The 20,181-nt window shown below is 63.8% G+C and carries 21 protein-coding genes; 9 read left to right on the top strand and 12 right to left on the bottom strand.

Annotated features, from left to right (window positions below; genetic code table 11):
• Positions 1–4: 4 nt before the first annotated feature.
• Both Q0X62_RS11495 and Q0X62_RS11490 read right to left on the bottom strand, forming a co-directional pair.
• On the bottom strand, positions 5–385 hold the full coding sequence (locus Q0X62_RS11495; RefSeq protein ID WP_297735728.1) for a hypothetical protein: 381 nt from the start codon (positions 383–385) through the stop codon (positions 5–7).
• A 125-nt stretch (positions 386–510) separates the two neighbouring features.
• Positions 511–939 (bottom strand): MarR family winged helix-turn-helix transcriptional regulator, encoded by a 429-nt coding sequence (locus Q0X62_RS11490; protein ID WP_297735725.1) that lies wholly within the window; start codon positions 937–939, stop codon positions 511–513.
• A gap of 173 nt (positions 940–1,112) precedes the next feature.
• Between Q0X62_RS11490 and Q0X62_RS11485 the strand changes: the two genes are divergently transcribed.
• Positions 1,113–2,543 (top strand): serine hydrolase, encoded by a 1,431-nt coding sequence (locus Q0X62_RS11485; RefSeq protein ID WP_297735722.1) that lies wholly within the window; start codon positions 1,113–1,115, stop codon positions 2,541–2,543.
• Here Q0X62_RS11485 and Q0X62_RS11480 read toward each other — a convergent pair.
• A complete protein-coding gene (locus tag Q0X62_RS11480) occupies positions 2,540–3,655 on the bottom strand; it encodes a beta-ketoacyl-ACP synthase III (RefSeq protein ID WP_297735719.1) in 1,116 nt (371 codons plus the stop codon). The genes Q0X62_RS11485 and Q0X62_RS11480 overlap by 4 nt on opposite strands.
• Positions 3,656–3,829: 174 nt before the next feature.
• Between Q0X62_RS11480 and Q0X62_RS11475 the strand changes: the two genes are divergently transcribed.
• The gene (locus Q0X62_RS11475; RefSeq protein WP_297735717.1) at positions 3,830–4,936 is read left to right on the top strand and encodes an S-(hydroxymethyl)glutathione dehydrogenase/class III alcohol dehydrogenase; all 1,107 of its coding nucleotides are present in this window, start codon (positions 3,830–3,832) and stop codon (positions 4,934–4,936) included.
• A gap of 441 nt (positions 4,937–5,377) precedes the next feature.
• Here Q0X62_RS11475 and Q0X62_RS11470 read toward each other — a convergent pair whose 3' ends face one another.
• Positions 5,378–6,580 carry a DUF5694 domain-containing protein gene (locus Q0X62_RS11470; protein WP_297735714.1) on the bottom strand — a complete coding sequence of 401 codons (1,203 nt, stop codon included), beginning with the start codon at positions 6,578–6,580 and terminating at the stop codon, positions 5,378–5,380.
• A 193-nt stretch (positions 6,581–6,773) separates the two neighbouring features.
• Between Q0X62_RS11470 and fghA the strand changes: the two genes are divergently transcribed.
• Entirely contained in the window at positions 6,774–7,619 is an 846-nt protein-coding gene (gene fghA, locus Q0X62_RS11465) for an S-formylglutathione hydrolase (RefSeq protein ID WP_297735711.1), read from the top strand.
• 4 nt (positions 7,620–7,623) lie between these two features.
• On the opposite strand, the gene Q0X62_RS11460 is transcribed toward fghA, so the two are convergent.
• Together Q0X62_RS11460 and Q0X62_RS11455 are read right to left on the bottom strand one after the other, a co-directional pair.
• Positions 7,624–8,070 (bottom strand): peptidase S1, encoded by a 447-nt coding sequence (locus Q0X62_RS11460; RefSeq protein ID WP_297735708.1) that lies wholly within the window; start codon positions 8,068–8,070, stop codon positions 7,624–7,626.
• Positions 8,071–8,325: 255 nt separating this feature from the next.
• Positions 8,326–8,568, bottom strand: a complete 243-nt coding sequence (locus Q0X62_RS11455; RefSeq protein WP_297735706.1) for a hypothetical protein — start codon at positions 8,566–8,568, stop codon at positions 8,326–8,328.
• Positions 8,569–8,814: 246 nt separating this feature from the next.
• Here Q0X62_RS11455 and Q0X62_RS11450 point away from each other — a divergent pair, with 246 nt between their 5' ends.
• Positions 8,815–9,429: a hypothetical protein gene (locus Q0X62_RS11450; protein ID WP_297735703.1), complete on the top strand. Its 615-nt coding sequence runs from the start codon at positions 8,815–8,817 to the stop codon at positions 9,427–9,429.
• Positions 9,430–9,452: 23 nt separating this feature from the next.
• Here the strand turns inward: Q0X62_RS11450 and Q0X62_RS11445 are convergent, their stop codons facing one another.
• Positions 9,453–10,031 carry a DNA-3-methyladenine glycosylase I gene (locus Q0X62_RS11445; protein WP_297735700.1) on the bottom strand — a complete coding sequence of 193 codons (579 nt, stop codon included), beginning with the start codon at positions 10,029–10,031 and terminating at the stop codon, positions 9,453–9,455.
• Positions 10,032–10,292: 261 nt separating this feature from the next.
• Positions 10,293–11,114 (bottom strand): hypothetical protein, encoded by an 822-nt coding sequence (locus tag Q0X62_RS11440; RefSeq protein WP_297735697.1) that lies wholly within the window; start codon positions 11,112–11,114, stop codon positions 10,293–10,295.
• Positions 11,115–11,179: 65 nt separating this feature from the next.
• Here Q0X62_RS11440 and Q0X62_RS11435 point away from each other — a divergent pair, with 65 nt between their 5' ends.
• From Q0X62_RS11435 to Q0X62_RS11415, 5 genes are all read left to right on the top strand, one after another.
• On the top strand, positions 11,180–12,130 hold the full coding sequence (locus Q0X62_RS11435; RefSeq protein WP_297735694.1) for a glycosyltransferase family 9 protein: 951 nt from the start codon (positions 11,180–11,182) through the stop codon (positions 12,128–12,130).
• 3 nt (positions 12,131–12,133) lie between these two features.
• Entirely contained in the window at positions 12,134–13,471 is a 1,338-nt protein-coding gene (locus Q0X62_RS11430) for a dihydroorotase (RefSeq protein WP_297735691.1), read from the top strand.
• Positions 13,472–13,528: 57 nt separating this feature from the next.
• Positions 13,529–14,794, top strand: a complete 1,266-nt coding sequence (locus Q0X62_RS11425; protein ID WP_297735688.1) for a SulP family inorganic anion transporter — start codon at positions 13,529–13,531, stop codon at positions 14,792–14,794.
• A gap of 114 nt (positions 14,795–14,908) precedes the next feature.
• On the top strand, positions 14,909–15,304 hold the full coding sequence (locus Q0X62_RS11420) for a DUF6165 family protein (RefSeq protein ID WP_297735685.1): 396 nt from the start codon (positions 14,909–14,911) through the stop codon (positions 15,302–15,304).
• A 79-nt stretch (positions 15,305–15,383) separates the two neighbouring features.
• A complete protein-coding gene (locus tag Q0X62_RS11415; protein WP_297735682.1) occupies positions 15,384–16,145 on the top strand; it encodes a hypothetical protein in 762 nt (253 codons plus the stop codon).
• 64 nt (positions 16,146–16,209) lie between these two features.
• On the opposite strand, the gene Q0X62_RS11410 is transcribed toward Q0X62_RS11415, so the two are convergent.
• From Q0X62_RS11410 to Q0X62_RS11395, 4 genes are all read right to left on the bottom strand, one after another.
• Positions 16,210–17,391, bottom strand: a complete 1,182-nt coding sequence (locus Q0X62_RS11410) for an FtsX-like permease family protein (RefSeq protein WP_297735679.1) — start codon at positions 17,389–17,391, stop codon at positions 16,210–16,212.
• 10 nt (positions 17,392–17,401) lie between these two features.
• A complete protein-coding gene (locus Q0X62_RS11405; RefSeq protein ID WP_297735676.1) occupies positions 17,402–18,559 on the bottom strand; it encodes an FtsX-like permease family protein in 1,158 nt (385 codons plus the stop codon).
• Positions 18,556–19,251, bottom strand: a complete 696-nt coding sequence (locus Q0X62_RS11400) for an ABC transporter ATP-binding protein (RefSeq protein WP_297735673.1) — start codon at positions 19,249–19,251, stop codon at positions 18,556–18,558. The genes Q0X62_RS11405 and Q0X62_RS11400 overlap by 4 nt, the downstream gene beginning before the upstream one ends.
• A gap of 106 nt (positions 19,252–19,357) precedes the next feature.
• Positions 19,358–20,181: efflux RND transporter periplasmic adaptor subunit (locus Q0X62_RS11395; RefSeq protein WP_297735670.1), on the bottom strand; the 824-nt coding region annotated here is incomplete at its 5' end.

Here is a 20,181-nt window from a genome sequence, read left to right as displayed (position 1 = left end):
GAAATCATCGACCGGGTGATGCCCACCGGGCACGGAGGCGGCGGTGAGTGAGGTATTGCGACACGGCGCTGAAGAAGGTCGGGAGAAGCAGGGATTGCAGCGCAAGGCCGACCGGCAAGGCGGGCGGCTCACCGGCGATCGCTGCGACGCTGGCGAGCAGGCTGATATTGAGCATCGCCATGACCGCCCCGATCGTCGCCGCACGCAGGATCAGGGCAATGACACCAAGCCTGGCAGACTTGTTCGCGTGTTTACGAGCGGCGGCTCGATAGGCGGACAATTGTGACACGAAGACTGTGAGGAAGGGGGTCGAGAAGAAAAGTGCCGCGGGGAGAAGGTCAATTTCGCCGACCCGGATCGCGCTCCACTGATTGGCGAGATTCAAAATAGGGCCTAGCAATGCTGCGACGATAGCGGCTCGCACAATGACCGGTTTGAGTTCCAGAGGGGGCAGGGGCTGGGCCGCGGGAGGGCTTGGTAGGTGTATATGCACATTTATCTCCAAAATTTTTAGCCTGCAATCTCTCGAGCGTCTTCGAGCAGGCGTGTCAGTTGCGACCATTTATCGACGCCCAACCCATCAACATATCTTGATTGTGCTGTGCGCCATCCTTCCTCGGCTTCCGCTTGCACCTGGTGCCCCTTTTGGGTGATGACGATCTTGCGGACGCGGTTATCCTTGATCGCCTCTTCTGCAACCAGCTTGTCGCGCTGGAGGGGCGCCAGATTGCGGGAGAGTGTCGTGCGATCCAGATCAAGACGCTTGGCCAGCTCCGCGACGGGTAGCCCTTCAGATCCCGCAAGGACTGAAAGCAAAGTGAATTGCCCGGCAGTGATGCCCGACATCTTGAGGACCGCTTCGTAATCGCGTGTCACAGCACGTGTGACACGGCGCATCAGAGCACAAGTGCAGGCGGGTGGCGCGAGAGGGTTTGGCATGGTGAACTCCGTTATTAAGTGTATATGCACTTATATAAATGGGAGTCAAGATGGGCTTGGTGCGCGGCGCGGATTGAAGCTGGATGTTGGAACTGGTGAGGGCTGCCGACACCTGATACGTCTGAGACCGGGCCATGGCCGCGCCTTGGCAGGTCTAATCCTTGGGGCACCGTATGTGGCGCTATCTGGCACTCATTCTGATACTCGCACTGCCGGCACCCGCCGTCTCGCAAGAGGTGCCGCAACCTGCGGAGGTCGAGCGCTACCTCGATGACGCCATGCCGGCCGCGTCCGCGCCGGGTCTGGCCTGGGCCCTTCTTGAAAATGGTCAGGTCCGCTCCGGCGTTCGCGGCGAGCGGATTGCCGGCAGCGGACAGCCGGTGACGGACGACACGGCCTTCCCGCTCGGTTCGCTCTCGAAGAGCTTCACGGCGCTCGCCATCATGCAGCAGGTTGAAGCGGGCCGGCTCGAGCTGGACGGGGGCCTTGCCGATTATCTGGATGTTTTCGAGGGGCAGCCGGGGGCGGTGATCACGATCCGCCAATTGCTCAGCCACACCAGCGGCTATTCCACCCTGCAGGGAAATGCGACCGGGCCGGGTCCGGACGATGAGGCCGACACGCTCGCCGCCCGCGTCCGCCAGCTGGCCCGGACCGCGCCGGCTCGCGAGGCGGGCACAAGCTGGCAGTATTCCAACGCCAATTATCTCATTCTCGGGGCGCTGATCGAGACGTTCAGCGGTCTGGAGTATGCCAACTATGTCGAGACCCGGATTCTCGACCCGCTGGGCATGGATGACAGTTTTGTCGGCGGCAGTGATCGCGGAGCGAATGCGGTCGTGGCAAGCGGTCATACGCCCTGGTTCGGTGGACGGCGTGCGCTTGTCGCGGCCGACCAGCCGACGGGCGATCCCATGGCACCCGCCGGGGGGATCATGGGCAGCGCCGCCGATGTGGCGCGCTATCTGGCGATGATGATGAATGGCGAGGACGATCTGATCACCGCGGAGCACAAGGCCATGATGCTCCAGCCTGCCAGTGCGCTTTCGCCGCATTACGGTCTGGGCTGGTCGCTGGATGTGAATTCAGACGTCGCTTTCCATACCGGGCTGGTGCCCGGGGCCGAAGCCATCGCCGTCCTCTCGCCGTCGCAGCAGCGCGGCGGTGTGGTTCTGGTGAATGCCAATAGCGGCATGGGCTTTGGCGTGACCGGTGATATTCTTGCCGGGATGAGCGCCCTGTCGCTGGGCGAGGAGCCGCGCGCTGGCGGTGGCCACCTGGGCACGCAGAGCCTTTATCTCATGCCTTTGGTCCTGCTGCTGTTCTTCCTCGCTGGCAGTGTCACGGCCTGGCTGCGCCGGGATGGTTTGCGGGCGAAGTCGGGGGCGTCGGGCGCTTTCAGCCTCTACTTCCCCGTTCTCGCGACCGGGGTGATGGCCTGGGTCTTCCTGGACCTGATGCCCAAACTCTTCGGCGCGCCGCTGATGACGTTCAAGCTCTACCAGCCGGACATGGTGATCCTTCTGGTCGCCAGTTCAGTGACGGGCGTCAGCTTTGCCGTGTTCAGATTGGCTGTCGCCTACACTGGCCGCCAGGCTGGCTAGAGCTTCTCGACGAAGACCGTGCCGGCTGAATAACCTGCCCCGAAGGAGCAGATCAGACCCTTCTCGCCGGCTTCGAACCCGTCATGGTGACGGTGGAAGGCAACTAGCGAGCCGGCCCCGGCGGTATTCGCGAACTCGTCGAGGATGACCGGCGCCTCCTCTTCGGTGAACTCGCGGCCGAAGACTTTCTTCGCCACCATCATATTCATGTTGATATTGGCCTGGTGCAGCCAGAGGCGTTTCATGTCGGCCGGCGTGAGGCCGAAACTGTCCATGTCGGTGAGGATCATCTCGGCGACCATCGGGCAGACTTCCTTGAAGACCTTGCGGCCCTCCTGGACGAAATAGCGATCCTCGAACTCCGGCTCAGGCTCTTCCGAAGCATTCAGGAAGCCGAAATTGGAGCGGATATTGTTGGAGAATTTGGTCATCAGATTGCGACCGATGATCTTCCAGCCCTCGCCGCCAGCGACGTCCTCGTGCTCGATCAGTATGGCCACGGCGACATCGCCGAAGATGAAATGGCTGTCGCGATCGCGGAAATTGAGTTGCGGCGTGGTGATTTCCGGCGTCACGACCAGAACCGATTTGGCCATGCCGGTCTCGATCATGTTGACCGCATTGATGATGCCGAAGGTTCCCGAGGAACAGGCGACGGTCATGTCATAGCCGAAGCCCTCAATGCCGAGCGCGTTTTGGATTTCGATCGCCATGCACGGATAGGTGCGCTGCATGGAGGTGGCCGAGCAGATCACCGCATCGACATCGGCGGCATCACGGCCGGCATGGGCCAGGGCTGCCTTGGCAGCAGCCAGTCCGGCCTCGGCCATCAGCGACAGGTCTTCATTGGCGCGCGGCTCGACGCGCGGACGCATGCGGGTGATGTCCAGCACGCCTTCCTTGTCGATGGAATAGCGCGACTTGATGCCCGAGGCTTTCTCGATGAAGCCGGAGGAGGAGGGGTTTTTCGCCTCGACAGCGCCGCGCTCGATGGCGTCGGCATTCTCGGCATTGAAGTACTCGACATAGGCGTTGTAGCAGGCCACGAGTTCGTCGTTGGAGATCGACTCTTCAGGGGTCCAAAGACCGGTCGACCGGATCACCGCGCTCATTCACTTCACTCCGCAACGGGCAGACAGGGCGCGCAACTTAGTGGCTGCCTCGCCCCCCGTCACCTGTGCAGCTGCGCATGCCTGGCCTGCAAGGCTTTGACCTCGTCGGCCAGCAATGCCAGTTCTGTAGCCAGATTGATTTGAAGGTCTCGATGACCGCAGGGAGAGCGATCCATGAAGACACGTGCCGCCGTAGCCTTCGAGGCCGGAAAACCGCTGGAAATTGTCGAAGTGGATCTGGAAGGCCCGAAGGCGGGCGAGGTCCTGGTCGAGATCAAGGCGACCGGTATCTGCCACACCGATGAATTCACCCGCTCCGGCGCGGACCCGGAAGGCGCCTTCCCGGCCATTCTCGGTCATGAGGGCGCGGGCATTGTCCGCGAGGTCGGGCCGGGCGTGAAGGATCTCAAGGTCGGCGACCATGTCATCCCGCTCTACACGGCTGAGTGCCGGGAGTGCGAATACTGCCTCAATCCCAAGACCAATCTGTGCCAGAAAGTGCGCGCCACCCAGGGCCAGGGCGTGATGCCGGACGGGACGTCGCGCTTTTCCTACAAGGGCGAGAAAATCCTGCACTATATGGGCTGTTCGACCTTCTCGAACTTCACCGTCCTGCCGGAGGTTTCCCTCGCCAAGGTCCGTCAGGACGCGCCCTTCGACAAGATCTGCTATATCGGTTGCGGCGTGACCACCGGCATTGGCGCGGTCATGTTCACGGCCAAGGTCGAGCCCAATTCCACCGCCGTTGTCTTTGGCCTGGGCGGGATCGGGCTCAATGTGATCCAGGGCCTCAAACTGATCGGCGCCCGCCAGATTGTCGGTGTCGACACCAATCCCGCCAAGGAAGCGATGGGTCGCCAGTTCGGCATGACCGATTTCGTCAATCCGAAGGACCACAAGGATCTGGTCGGCCATCTCGTCGAGCTGACCGGCGGCGGGGCGGACTATTCCTTCGAATGCATCGGCAATGTCGAGGTCATGCGCGCGGCGCTGGAATGCTGCCACAAGGGCTGGGGCGAGAGCGTCATCATCGGCGTGGCCCCCGCCGGCGCTGAGATCCAGACCCGCCCCTTCCAGCTGGTCACCGGCCGCGTCTGGCGCGGCTCCGCCTTCGGCGGCGCCAGGGGCCGCACCGACGTCCCCAAGATTGTCGACATGTACATGGAAGGCCGCATCGATATCGACAGCCTGATCACCCACAAGCTCAAGCTGGATGACATCAACAAGGGGTTTGACCTGATGCATGCCGGCGAGAGCATCCGGGCTGTGGTGGAGTATTAGGGGTGCTCACCCACACCCTTGTCATCCCGGACGGATGTCCCGCGAATGCGGGACGCAGATCCGGGACCTATGTGTCCGCAATCAGTTAGGTCCCTGACTTTCGCCCCGCCTGCGCGGGGCGTCCATCAGGGATGACAAGGTGGTTATTTCGCAGGAAAGCGGCCCGGCCGACCCCCCACCATAAACCGGAGACGGCCTGCTGGCTGACAAGCGATGTATGGTTCCTTGCGCGCGGGGCGCAATGGTCCAGAAGGCCAAGCGGTGGACGGCACCACACCCTTGTCATCCCCGCTGAATGTCCGGCGAAGGCCGGACGCAAGGCGGGGACCTATGTGTCCGCAATCAGCTAGGTCCCTGATTTTCGCCCCGCCTTCGCGGGGCGTCCATCAGGGATGACAACGGATGGTGTTGGCTGGCGCTGCGCCGTGGCAGCGCCGCCCCCTACGGCGCCTCGCCCTCGGTTTCCGCATCTGCCAGCACCGCCTGGACATCGACCAGTTCGATATCGTGCATCTGGTCGAGATAGGCGTCGAAATAGGCTTTGTGAGAGGCACCGACGATGACCAGGACGCGGGCGCCGGGCTGGTTGCCGGCGGCTTCGACGACATTGGCCGCCATGCGCAGGCCGCGGACCTGCCACCAGGCGACATATTGGCGGGCGACGGCGTCTTCATCCGGCGTCGCGGTGGCGAGGCCGAAATCATTCTCGATCACATAGCGCATATAGGCTTCACTATTGAGGAAGCGATAGCCGTCGAGGACGGCTTCAGCCGAGCCGATATAGCGTGTGCGGGCCGCGTCCATCTCGCCGGCCAGCGGATGCTCGGTGCCCCAGACCGACTGGATGACCGGGCCGAGCGTGTCCGGGGCGCGGGTCTGGACGATATCGGCGGAGTGATCATCCATGGTCGCCAGATGCTCGAGGCCGAGTTCATTGGCGAGGGTGAGGGCGATCAGGTTGTTCTCATTGCGCGAGGTCTGCATGCGATCGAGGCGCGTGACCAGGTCGTCACTGACACCGTTCTCGGCGCGGCGTTCGGACGGGTCGAGTTTTGACCATTGCAGGGCCGCCGACCAGGGCTCGCCCGCGCCATAGAAGAGCGCGGCCAGTTCGCGGCGTTCGGCCGGGGTGGGGGTGTCCGGAAGGGCGGTGAGGGCGGCAAAGGCCGCGCTGGCGGCGGCCGGCTGGTTCATGCCGAGCGCGTCGAGCGCCGGCGCCGGGTCGTAGCAGTAATTATCGGCAACGCCGGGATAGAAGTCGGGATAACGGCGCAGCGTGTCGCAAGTCTGCCCGCCGACCGCCTCGATGGCGATGATGTCCGGGCTGAAGCCTTCCAGCCGGTCCAGGACGAGCGCCAGATGGTCCGGACTGAAAGCCGCTTCGGGCAGATTGTTGAGATGCGTCGTGCCCAGCACGAGGACGCGCGTGGGCTCACCGCCGAGCGTGGTCTGGACGCCGGCGAAATCGAGCGCGGGCGCCGCGCCCGTACGCTCGAAAACAGGTGAGCCCGGCGGCGTGGGCGGGATCGATGTGGTGGCCATCTCCGTCTCGCCGGATGGCCGCGGCGTGTCCGCTGGCTGGGAGCAGGCGGCGAGGCCGGCCGCCAGGGCCAGGGCCGAGATGAGTGTGGTGGCTGTCTTCATGATATCCCCCGATTGCTGCGCCCTATCTGGCACCCTGCCATCCAAGGCGATCCCGTGATCGACCGCAACGTGGATTGCCGCGGGCCGAGTCCCGCCCATTTCCCGCCCCGTGTCGGACGCAGGAACAGGGATTTGCTCCCCCGGCGCACTGCCATATGTGTGGAGGGGACACTCGCAGAGGACGCCGCCCATCATGACCCTGACCCCCGTTTCCAGCTGGACCTCCTTTGGCGGCACGCTGTCCGTCCATGATCATGACAGCGAGGCCTGCCGCGGGTCGATGCGCTTTGCCGTCTACACCCCGCCCCAGGCCAAGGACGGTCCGGTCCCGGTGGTCTGGTTCCTCTCCGGACTGACCTGCAACTGGTCGAATGTGATGGAGAAATCCGGCCTCCAGCGGGTCGCCAGCGAGCTTGGCCTGATGGTGGTGGCACCGGACACTTCACCGCGCGGCGAGAATGTCGGTGATGATGAGGGCTATGATCTGGGCCAGGGCGCGGGCTTTTATCTCGATGCGACCGAACCTCCCTGGGCGCCGCATTTTTCAATGGAGACCTATATCGCCCATGAGCTGCCAACCCTGGTCGGATCGCAATTTCCCGCCGATCCCGAACGTCAGGGCATTATGGGCCATTCCATGGGTGGGCATGGCGCGCTGACGCTCAATTTCCGTCATCCCGGCCGCTATGCCTCGGTCTCCGCCTTCGCGCCGATCGTGGCGCCGTCGAAAGTGCCCTGGGGGCAAAAAGCTCTGAAGGCCTATCTCGGTGATGAATGCCCGGCCTGGGGTGAGCATGATGCCTGCGAGCTGGTCAAGCGTCAGCCGACCGACCAGATGATCCTGATCGACCAGGGCGAGGCCGATCAATTCCTCGAGGAGCAATTGCGCCCCGAGCTGTTCGAGGCGGCCTGCCGGGAGGCGGGGCAGTCCGTGACCGTCCGCCGCCATCCCGGCTATGACCATTCATACTGGTTCATCGCCAGCTTCATCGAGGACCATCTGCGTCATCACGCCAAGGTCCTGACCGCCGGCGACTGAGCCTTCAGCGCTGGCCGATCTCGGAGACCGAGAGCGTGGCCTGGGCGTATTCGCCCTGGCGATAGGAGCCGATCCAGACCGAATAGGCGCCGGAGCCGGGATTGCCGATCGTCAGGGTCGGATTCAGGCCCGGACCGCTGTCATCATCGCAATAGAAATTCCCGTTCGGCGCGCGCACGATGAGGGTCGTATCGGCCTGCGAGGTGGCCGAGAAGGTCAGGTTGAAATTGCCGGCCGAATAATAGACCGCGAAATCCACCGCATCCGCGACCCAGCCCGTGCAATTGGTGAAGAGGTTGCGCGCAGCGACATTGCCGCCCGATGTGATCGTGGTGCGATAGGGATCCGGGGTGAAACCGGACCGCAGATTGACCGAGCCGAAAGTCTGGGCCGAAGCCTGGGCCCCGAGGATGAGGCAGGCCAGGCCTGCAATGATGGCAAGTCTCTTCATGGAACGCTCTCCCTGTCCGTTTGAAGCGACGAGAAGAAAGCCATGAGCGCGGTGCAGCGGGTATCCCCGGTTTGGGGGAGGGGGCTCGGAAGGTGATCACGGCCACCACCTTGTCATCCCCGCCGGACGTCCCGCGAAAGCGGGACGCAGAGCGGGGACCCATGTGGTGGTCGAAAAGCTAGGTCCCTGACTTGCGCCCGGCCTGCGCCGGGCATCCATCAGGGATGACAAGGGCAGGGCCGGCGTGAACGCGCCCTAGAACGGATCGCGGCGATAATCATCCGGGTTTTCGACGCGGTGGCGCGGACGCATTTCCTCGCCGCCATCGCCATCATCGCAAATCCATTCACCGGGCGCGGCGGGATCGTGCGGACCGGCGGGCCGGCATTCGCCAGCTCCGAGCTCTCCGGCAGAAGGCAGATTGGGATCGCGTCCCTTCTCCAGCCAGGCACAGCTGGAAAGGACGACAGCAGACAGACAAATCAGGATGAGGCGCATGACAAGGCTCCGATGCGGGCTCCCCAGCCGGCGCGTGAGGGAGTTTAGCGGGTAGGGGCGTGTGGGCAAGAGGGGCTTGGATACGGCCTTCTCTTGGCAAGTGATGCATGGCGGAGTGTGGGCTGGGGCGCGGGCATTGGCAGGAAGCGGCTCTAGGCAATCTTTCCCCATTCTTTGCCTCGCCAATCTTCCATCCTTGTCGTTTCCGGCGCATTATTCGCTATCTTGCAAGGCTGGGGACAGACGATGATTCGGACAATCCTGATCGCGGGGCTGATGGCCTTGACCATCGCTACCGTCGAGGCCCAGCAGCAACCTTATTTCTGCCCCGCCCCGGAAGATGTCTGGGTGATGGACAAGGAGTTCCCTGACGCGCCGGCTTGGCGGTATGAGGCGCGGGTGCGGGGGAATGCGCTTGGCGTCGATTCATCAGATTTCCGGCGCCAGGCCCGACCCGTCCGGGTCCCGACCCGTCCGGCCTCGAGCGTGCGTGGCCAGGCGCCTTCCACGACGCAAAACCGGCCAATCGTTGCGCCCATGCTGACCCATGACCGCGCTGTCGGCGTGGACGCTAACGCCTTCGTGTCAAATCCCGACATGCCGCCGGTGATGGCCGCGCTCGAATGGGTGGCGGCGGAGGCCGGGCAGTTTGGATCGGTCTGTCGCTACAGCCTGCAGGATGGCCAGCCAAGTGGCCGCAACGCGACTGCGACCATCCCGATCAACCGTCGGGGCTGCGAAGGGCAACCCGGCACAATGGTCTGGCGTCATGACAGCCAGGTGGGCGGCTGGTCCTGCGACGCGTCGCGGACAGACTGCCTTTTCTTCTGCGAGGCCGAGGCGGTGCTGGAAACTTGGTAGCAGTGGGTACACGCGGCCCCCCCCTACCGCACCATCTCTTTCACAGCGGCATGCCGCGGACAGGTCACCTCGTGGTCATTCACCATCCCCACCGCTTCCATGAAGGCATAGACAATCGTCGGTCCGACAAATTTGAAGCCGCGCTTTTTCAGGTCCTTGGAAATCTGCTCTGACAGCGCCGTCTTGGTGGGGACATCCGACAGCGTGGCATAGCTGTTCTGGATCGGCGTGCCGTCGACGAAACCCCAGAGATAGTCGGCGAAGTCCTCGCCGCGCTCGCGCATGGCGATATAGGCCTTCGCATTGCCGATGGCGGCCTCGATCTTGGTGCGTGAGCGGATGATGCCGGGATCGGCCAACAGGCGTTCGCGGTCGGCATCGGTATAGGCGGCGATCCGGTCCGGGTCGAAGCCGTGGAAGGCGGCGCGCATCGTCTCGCGCTTGCGCAGGATGGTGATCCAGGCGAGGCCGGCCTGGAAACCGTCCAGCATCAGCTTTTCCCACAGGGCGCGGGGATCATACTCCGGCACGCCCCATTCGGTGTCGTGATACTCCGCATAGATCGGATCGGGCGAATTCACCCAGGCGCAGCGCTGGTTCATGGGGCGGTCCCTTGTCGATCAGGCCAGTCGAGCCTGTTCGGGAGGCGCTGCCAAGCCGCTTTTCCGCGCCCTGCTGACAGCGTTCTGGCAGGAGGGTGAAAACGGGCCCTGGTCCTCGCCCTTGATGGGCGAGGTGGATTGCCGCAAGGCGGCGAGACGGAGTGGGTGATGGGCGGCCGGTGCAGGAACGCTGACGCGTTTCGCCCCATCCGGCCCTTCGGGCCACCTTCCCCATCAAGGGGAAGGACCTGCTTTTCCTGATCAGACTTTCGGCGCCGCTTCCAGATCGGCCCAGAACTCGTCCGGCACGACAATATTGGCCTCCTGGCCATCGGCTTCGCAATAGCGCTCGGCGGCGACCAGGCGGTCGAGGCGGGCGAGGATGACGGCGTGATGGTCGAGGGCGGAGGTGATGGCGCCGACCGTGCTGGTCCCGGCCATGACCGCCGTGCCCGGTGCCGGCGCGGCGGCAGCGAAGACGGCGGGCAGGGAGCGTTTGCGGATCGTGCCGCGGCGCTTCATGCGCGAGACGACTTCCTGGCCGATGAAACAGCCCTTCTTCCAGCCGACACCGCCAAAGGCGTCCAGATTGACGTCGGTGGGGAAGACATCGGCCTCGCCATAATCGCGACCGAAGGCGGGCACGCCGGCCTGGATCTCGAGAGCGTCGAGCGTGCGCTCTTCACTGCCCTGTTCGCCGATGCCGCGATGGACGCGGCCCGCGAGGCGCGGATCCTCGGCACTGCCGGGGAAGGGCGTGGTCGACCACAGGGCGCGCATATCCGTGTTGAGCAGGATTTCGGCCCTGGCCCGCAGTTTGAACAGGGTCAGGCGCTTCAGGAGGCCCTCCGCCGCGCTCGCGGGGACGTCCAGCCACAAGGTTTCGCCGTCGGCGAAGATCAGGAAATCCACCAGGATCTTGCCTTGCGGGGTGAGCAGGGCGCCGGGGCGGCAATGCTTGTCCTCCAGGCTGACCACATCGGCGGTGATGACGCGTTGCAGGAGGTCGCGGGCGTCCGGGCCGGCGACCGAGAGGATGAGGCGGTCGGGCAGGGCGAAGGGCAGGGGGGCGGGCTGGTTCATGCCACCGATATGGCATTGCGTCCGTCGCTGGCCAAGCCCTTCGGGTCGCGCTATCTGCGGAGCCCATGGAACGCGTCCTCTTCATCACATCGACCCGGATCGGTGACGCGATCATCAATTCCGGGGTCCTGGATCACCTCGTCGAGACGCGGCCGGAGGCCCGTTTCACGATTGCCTGTGGACCGCTCGCCGCCTCGATCTTCACCGAGACCCCGCGCCTCGACCGCATCATCGTGATGCGCAAGAAGAAGGCGGGTCTGCATTGGTGGAATCTCTGGCGCGAGACCGTGGATACCAGCTGGGATTTGGTGGTCGATTTGCGCTGTTCGGGCACCGCTTGGTTCCTGCGCGCCAAGGAGCGCCGCATTCTCAAGCAGAGCGCTGTGCCCGTGCCCAAGGTCGAGGAAGCCGCCAGCGTGCTCGATCTTGCCCCGGCGCCGGATCCGAAACTCCACCTGTCCGACGCCGTGCGCGCCGAGGCCGCGACCCGCGTGCCGGGCGAGGGCCCCTTTCTGGCGATCTGCCCGTCTGCGTCGTGGATATTCAAGGTCTGGCCGGCCGAGAAATTTGCCGAATTCATCCTCAAATTCACCGCCCCGGACGGGGAAATGCCCGGCGCCCATGTCGTCATGCTCGGCGGGCCAGGTGATGAGATGTATGCCCAACCGATTTTCGACGCCCTGCCGGAGATCGAATTCATCGACTTGCTCGGACTGGGCCTGCCGGAAACCGCCGCCTGCCTGGAACTCTGCCGCCTTTATGTCGGCAATGATAGCGGGTTGATGCACATGGCGGCCGCGGTGGGCACGCCGACACTGGGCCTGTTCGGTCCGTCCGATGATCGCTGCTATGCCCCCTGGGGCGAACACACGGATGCGGTGCGCGGACCGGCGACATTCGAGGAAATCGACAGCGCCCATGATGACCGGCGCAAGGCCTCGACCAGCCTGCTGGCGGACCTGAAGGTCGAGACCGTGTATGATGCTGCCAAGGCGCTTTACGAGAGGACGAGCTGAGCCATGACCACGACCTATGACGTCATCCTCAAGGGCGGCGAGATCGTCAATCATGACGGCCGCGGCCATGCTGATATCGGTGTTATCGACGGCAAAACCGCGGCGATCGGTGATCTCTCCCAGGCCGCCGCCGGCGAGGTTGTCGATTGTTCCGGGCTCATGGTTCTTCCCGGCGTGATCGACACGCAGGTTCACTTCCGCGAGCCGGGCATGGAGTGGAAGGAAGACCTGCAATCAGGCTCGCTCTGTGCCGTCATGGGCGGGGTCACCGCCGTGTTCGAAATGCCGAACACCAATCCCACCACCACCGTGCCGGACATGCTCACCGACAAGCTCGCCCGGGCGAAGAACCGCATGCATTGCGATCACGCCTTCTATGCCGGCGCGACCAATGAAAATGCCGACATATTGCCCGAAATGGAGCGCATGCTGGGCTGTTGCGGCGTGAAGGTTTTCATGGGCGCCTCGACCGGCTCGCTCCTGGTGGCCGATGATGAGGGTGTGGAACGCGTCCTGCGTGCCATCAAGCGCCGCGCCGCCTTCCACTCGGAAGACGAATACCGCCTCGCCGAGCGCCGCGACCTGGCCGTCGAGGGCGACTGGACCAGTCATCCGCATGTGCGTGATGCCGAAGCCGCCATCATGTCGACCAAGCGCCTGGTCCGCCTGGCCCGCAAGACCGGCAAGCGCATCCATGTCCTGCATATCTCCACCGCCGAGGAAATGGACTTCCTCGCTGACCACCGCGATATCGCCTCGGTCGAGGCCACGCCCCAGCATCTCACCCTTGAAGGCCCGGAAATCTATGAGCGCATCAAGGGGCGGGCCCAGATGAATCCGCCCATGCGGGACGCTTATCACCGGGCCGGCCTTTGGCGCGGTATCCAGCGCGGCATTGTCGATGTCATCGGCTCCGACCATGCGCCGCACACGCTCGAGGAAAAGGCCAAGCCCTATCCGCAGAGCCCGTCCGGCATGCCCGGCGTGCAAACCCTGGTCCCGATCATGCTCGATCATGTGAATGCCGGTCGCCTGACCCTTGAGCGGTTCGTCGACCTGACTTCGGCTGGCGCCCAGCGCATTTTCGGCATTGCCGGCAAGGGCCGCATGGCGGTCGGCTGGGATGCCGATTTCACCCTGGTCGACATGAAGCGGACCGAGACCATCACCGATGCCTGGTCGGCCTCGAAATCCGGCTGGACCCCCTTTGACGGCATGTCGGTTACCGGCTGGCCGGTCGGTACCATCATCCGTGGCCGTTCGGTCATGCGCGATGGCGAGCTGGTGGCTTCCGGCCTCGGCAAGCCGGTCCGCTTCATGGAAGCCCTGCCGCACGACTGACCGCTTGCGGCGCTGTAGCGCAGTGGTGGCCGTCACGGGCCGGTGCTATCAAAACCCATGCGCCTGCCCAAAATTCTTACGACCCTGCGCAGCTATGATGCCGGCCAGTTCGTCGCCGATCTGATCGCCGGTCTGACCGTGGCCATGGTCGCCCTGCCTTTGAGCCTGGCGATCGCGATCGCCTCGGGCGCCGACCCGTCGAGCGGACTCGTCACGGCCGTGGTCGCCGGTTTCCTGATCTCCGCATTCGGCGGCAGTCGGGTCCAGATTGGTGGCCCGACCGGGGCCTTCATCGTGGTGGTCTTTTCAATTATTGCCGAGCATGGCTATGACGGTCTGGTCCTGGCCACGCTTCTGGCCGGGTTGATCCTGATTGTGGCCGGCTATTTCCGGGCCGGGCGTCTGATCGCCCATGTCCCCGAAGCGGTGGTCAATGGCTTCACCATCGGCATCGCCATCATCATCGCTACCAGCCAGATCAAGGATTTCTTTGGTCTCACCCTCGACCATCTGCCGGCGGATTTCATGGAGACCGTGCCGATGCTGGCTGGCGCAGCCGACACGCTCAACCTGTCGGCACTCGGCGTGGCGGTGGTGGCGCTGGTTTGTATCCTCGTGCTGCGCCGGTTGGCGCCGCGTTTCCCGGGCCTGATTGTCGGGTTGGCGACGGCGTCCGCGCTAGTGGTGGCGATGAATTTGCCGGTCGACACCATCCAGTCCCGCTTCGGCGATCTGCCCGCCAGCCTGCCCCTGCCGTCGCTGCCGGACTTCTCCTTCGACCGCATCGTCGAACTTCTGCCTTCAGCGATCATCATCGCCTTTCTGGCCGGTGTTGAATCCCTGCTTTCGGCGATGGTGGCCGACCGGATGATTGACGGAAGACACCGACCCAATGCCGAGCTGACGGCCCAGGGTATCGCCAATATCGGCTCGGCCCTGTTTGGCGGTTTGCCTGCGACCGGAGCCATTGCCCGCACCGCGACCAATATCCGTGCCGGCGGCAAGACGCCGGTTGCCGGGCTGGTGCACGCGCTGGTGCTGCTGGTGATCATGCTGTTCGCGACGCCGGCCGCCGGCTATCTGGCCATGCCGGCCCTGGCGGCCTTGTTGATGGTCACGGCGTGGAATATGAGTGAACCCCATCGCTGGCCAGACTATATGCGGGCGCCGCTCGGTGATCGCGCCCTGCTGGTCATTACCCTGATCCTGACCGTCCTTGTCGACCTGACTGTGGCCATCGGGGTCGGCGTCGCCCTCGGTCTGGCCCTGCGCCTGGCCCGTCGCAAGCCGGATGAAAGCGACTGGACGCCGCCGGAACGCTGAGGCGGAAGGATAGGTCTGTGGGAGCGTCGATGATGAAGCGCTGGATTATTTCGCGTCAACTCACGACAATCGCGCCAGATTCCCAATTACGCACCTCGCGAGAAGGTTTGTGTCATGACCACCACCACCATCCTCACCGCCATTGCCCCGGGCGAACTGATCGACAAGATCACCATCCTGCGTATCAAGTCCGAGCGCATTACGGACGAGGCCAAGCTGAAGAATGTCCGCACCGAGCTGGGCATTCTCAACGACACCCTGGCGAAAGACGTCCCGGCCAGCGACGAACTGACCCGTCTGGATGCCGCCCTGCAGGCGGTCAATGAGGAACTCTGGGAGATCGAGGACGATATCCGCGATTGCGAGCGCAATGGCGATTTCGGCGAGGACTTCATCCGCCTGGCCCGCGCCGTCTATGTCACCAATGACAAGCGTGCGGCGCTGAAAAAGGAGATCAATCTCCTCCTCGGCTCCAATATCGTCGAGGAAAAATCCTACGCCGCGTATTGATGTGCACCGCCCGGATCGCTATGCGGGCGGACAGATGGCGACCTCCTGCGGCCGCTGACACCCAAGCAAGGACCGCCCCGTGGACCGTCAGAGCTTCTACTTTTTCGACATAGACGAGAACATCCTTCACCTGCCGACGCGCATCCATCTGCTCAACACCATGACCGGTGAAGAGCGGGCCATGCGCCAGCACGAGTATGAGGACATCAAGGCCTATCTCGGTGTGCCCGGCCTGTGGGAAGACTGGGCCGATCCGCCGGCCCGCGCCTATCGCGAATTTGCCGATGGCCAGGACCGCAATGGTGAGGAATATCTCCTGCGTGACGTCAAGCGTGCGCTCGACAGTGCCAATTGGCGCGGCCCGTCCTGGGAGATTTTCAAATATGCCGTGCTCAAGCGCCGTCCGGTGGCCATTGTCACCGCGCGCCAGCACTCCCGCGAGACGATCAAGGCCGCGCTTCAGCTCATTGTCGAGGCCGGCCACCTGCCCGAAGAGCCCAATTATCTGGCCATCTATCCCTGCTCCAATCCGGAAATCCGCGACGAGCTCGGCCCCCACCTGACCACGGCCGGCCTCAAGCGCCGCGCCATCCGTCAGTGCGTGGAAAAGGGTCTGGAAGAGTATGGCCGCAAACTGCCGCACTCCTTCGGCATGTCGGATGATGATCTCAAGAATGTCGACCTGATCACCTCGGCCATGCTCGAATGCAAGCTGGACTATCCCGACAAGCGCTTCTTCGTCATCTCCACAAACCGCCGCCGCCACGTGAAGATGGAAATCCTGCCGCCACACAAGGAAGAAGAAAAACTCCGCGCGGCCGAGGATGACTGGTACGGGTGAGCAAAATGGGGACAGGTAGAATTAACGGCGAGATCGCCGTTAATTCTACCTGTCCCCTGCTGGCCTATTCGCTGCGGTGAACCGTCAGCAGCGGCACATAGGCCGAGCGGATGGCTGGCACCAGGCCGCCGAAGAAGCCGATGATGACCGCCATGATCATGCCGGCCAGCACCGAACCGCCCGTGACGGCGAAGGAGAAGACGACCTGGGTGAAGCCGGAGCCCAGCGTTGATGCCGAGACCCCGTTGAAGACGAGATAGGTTGCCCCCGCGCCGACCAGCCCGCCGATCGCGGCCAGGACGAGGGATTCCACCATCGTCCCGACGGCGGCAGCAAAGCCGGAAAAGCCGATGGCTCGCAGGGTGGCAATCTCGCGCATGCGGGTATCGACTGAGGAATACATGGTGTTCCAGGCACCGGCGAGCGCACCGATGGCCATGACGATCGCAAGGGGCCAACCGATTATCTCGATCAGGACCGCCGTCCCGCCAGCCTGGCCGGCGAAGAAATCAGTCTCGCTCTGGACATCGAGATTGAGCCGCGGCTCGCCCTCCTCATAAGCCTGAAGTTCGGTGATGGCCTCCGGCGAGGTCAGGCGGGCGCGAATGGATTGCACGCCCGTGCCACGGTTGTAGAGATTCTGGATGACCGCGATATCGGCCCAGATTTCACTGTCGAAGACCGAGCCGCCGGTCGAGAAAATCCCGACAATTACCCATTCATTGGGACCCAGCCGGATGGTTTCGCCGAGATCGAAATTGGAGAATTCGCGGATCACGCCGGCGCCGACAACCAGCTCATTGGTGCCGGGTTCGAACATGCGCCCTTCGACCATTTGAAAGCCGTCGCGCAAGGCGAGGGCCTGTGTTCCGACACCACGCAGCGGCAAGTTGGCTTCGGTCTGCGAGGAGCGCTTGATACCGTCGACAATGACGAAGAGTTCGCCGGAGACCAGCGGCGCGCCCTCCGCGTCCCGGGCGATGCCGGGCGCTTCCTCGATCAGGCGGACCTGGTCGGAGGACAGGCCGGAATTGAGCTCGGCCTGGGAGCCGGCACGCAGCATGACGGCCACACTTTCCGATCCCGTGCCCTGCAGTGTCGCCCGAAAGCCGTTCGACATCGCGAGGAAGCCGAGCAAGACCCCGGTCACCAGGGCGATGGAGATGATCGTAGCCAGGGAGAGGCCGGCGCGCTGGGGAATGGAGCGCAGATTGATCATCGTGACGGCGCCGATCTGATTGAACATGGCGCGCCTCCTATTGCTTGCCGAGCGCGGTGACAATCTTCACGCGCTGAGCATTGATGGCGGGAACCAGACCGGTCAGCAGGCCGAGCAGGACGGAAAGCCCGACGCCGACCCAGAACACGCTGGGCGGCAGGCTCAGCCCGGGCAGGAAGGCCGCGGCGACAGGGGCGACTGCGGCGATCATCAGCCAGGCCAGGCCGAGGCCGAGCAGGCCACCGAACAGGCTCAGCATCACGGATTCCGAGAGCACCATCCGGAAGATGCGCGGGGCCGGAAAGCCCAGCGTTTTCATGACCGCGATCTCGCCGGTCCGCTCATTGATCGCTGTCACCATGGTGAAGCCGACGATGATCAGGATGGTGGTGAAGGCGGAGCCGACCACGAAGAGCAGGATCAGGGCGATATTGCCGAACTGGTTTGCGAAGGCTTCATTGAAGGCCGCCTCAGTGGTCGTCTCGGTCTCCGCGGGCGAATTGGCGAACATCTCGTCGACGGCACGGGCGACCTGGTCATTCAGGGCCGGGTCCGTGGTGTTGATGATCAGCCAGCCCAGCTGGTCCTGATTGAAGGCCAGCGGCTCATTGTAATAATCGTAGTGGAACATCGCGTAATTGGCCGGGACCTTGTCGTCCTCGGCGTCGAAGACCGCGCAGATGTTGAACTCCCAACTCGATGACCCGTCATTCTTCTGCCAGATGTTGGACAGGAGCGGGATGGTGTCGCCGACCGACCAGCCATATTGGCCCGCCAGATCCGCCCCGACGAGCAGGCAGTCACGCGTGGTCAGGAAGGCTTCGCGCTGGTCCGCCGGCATGGTCAGTTCCGCATAGGCTTCCAGATAGGTTTCCGGATCCACCGCGAAGGTCTGCACGAATTGGGTCGGGTCCTGGTAGTAGCCGCCGAACCAGCTGGCGTGGCTGACCGTCTCGACGCCATCAAGCGCGGCCACCCGGTTCCAGTAGGCATAGGGCATGGAGACCGTGAAATTGATCCGGTTGACCGTGATCAGGCGATTGTCCGCAGCGAGCGCGCCGCCGGAGGACCAGACCGAATAGAACGCGCCCAGGACCCCGAAAATCAGAAAGGCGATCAGGATCGACAGGGTCAGCAGGATCGCCCTCAGCTTCTTGCGAAAGAGATTCTTCCGGATCAGCGTGAGATCATTCATTGCGCCGGCTCCTGGACCTGTTCGACGAAGCGGCCCTTGTCGAGATGCAGTTCGCGGCGGGCATATCTCGCCGCCGAAGGGTCGTGCGTGACCATGACGATGGTCTTGCCGAGATCCTTGTTGAGCAGCTGCAGGGTTTCCAGGATTTCATCGGCCGATTTGCGGTCAAGGTCGCCGGTCGGCTCGTCACACAAGAGGACTTTCGGGTCGGCCACGATGGCGCGGGCAATTGCCACGCGCTGTTGCTGACCGCCGGAGAGCTGGCGCGGCCGGTGCCCCTTGCGGTCGGCCAGGCCGACAATGTCGAGCGCGGTCGCGACGCGTTCCTTGCGCTGCTTGCCGGACAGGCCGGTCAGCAACAGCGGCAGCTCGACATTCTGGGCCGCCGTCAGCGTCGGCATGAGATTGTAGAACTGGAAGATGAAGCCGACATTCTGCGAGCGCCATTTGGCCAGCTTGCCTTCGGACAGCTTGTCGACCCGCACGCCCTGGCACTCCACCGACCCTGATGTTGGCCGGTCGATACCGCCGAGCAGGTTCAGCAAGGTCGTCTTGCCCGATCCCGATGGCCCCATGATCGCCATGAAGTCCCCCTCAGGGATGGTCATGGTCAGCTCTTCGAAAATCGTGATCGACTCCTTGCCCCGGGTATAGCCCTTGGACAGGTCGGTGAGCGTGTAGAGCGACGTCATCGGGTCTTCCTCATTCGTCAGGGCCGCCCCGGAGCCAGATCGCGGGTCGGTCAGGGTCTGTCGGTCAGCATGCGTCAAATTTCATGCTTTGTAAATTAAAGTACTTCTACTCAACGAAAACCACGCGCGAGGCCATGTCCGGCAGGATGCGGCCATCGCGCTCGTCAAAGGCCACGCGGACCGTGATCGTGGCGCGGGCCCGGTCGGCGGTCGGGATGATGGCTTCGACATGGGCCGGAATGCGCCAGTCCGGATAGGCATCGAGCCGCGCTTCGACACGCTGGCCCGGGGTAACGCGACCGATCTGGCCTTCATTCACATCGACCTCGATCTCCAGTGACTCCATGTCGACCAGGGTGGCAACGCCGGTCCGGGTGAACCCACCACCAGCGGACGCCGGCGACAGGATTTCGCCGACCTGGGCATTCTTGGCGATGACAATGCCGGCAAAGGGTGCGCGCACGATATGACGATCAATCAGGTCCTCCTGGGCCCGTACCTGGGCGGCCACGGCCTGATAATCGGCGCGCGCGGCATTGATCTGGGCCGTGAGGCTGTCGACCTGGGCGCGGGCGGCGGTGACCGCTGCCTGCGATCCGATATCGCGCTCGGCGAGCGTATTGGCGCGCTCCAACACGGTCTGAGCCTCATTGAGCTGGGCCAGCAGTGACCGCGGGCGTGTGGCCGCGGCATCGCGCTGCGCCATCAGAAGTTCGAGCTGGATGCGGGCGCGGGTATCATCCAGCCGGGCCAGGACCTGGCCGGCCTCGACGCTGGCCCCTTCCTCGACCAGCAATTCCTGGATGCGGCCGGTGATCTCGGCCGACACGGTCGCTTGGCGTCGGGCCACGACATAGCCTGTGGCGACGAGGCCGGACGTGCGCGGTGCCGGGCGGGCGGGCGTCGCGTCTTCGGCCGGCGCTTCGCTGG

Origin of the sequence: uncultured Maricaulis sp. (assembly GCF_947259345.1) — a bacterium.
Classification (GTDB): domain Bacteria; phylum Pseudomonadota; class Alphaproteobacteria; order Caulobacterales; family Maricaulaceae; genus Maricaulis.
Note: the sequence above shows the minus strand (reverse complement) of the source record. Positions and strands in the feature narration are given on the sequence as shown.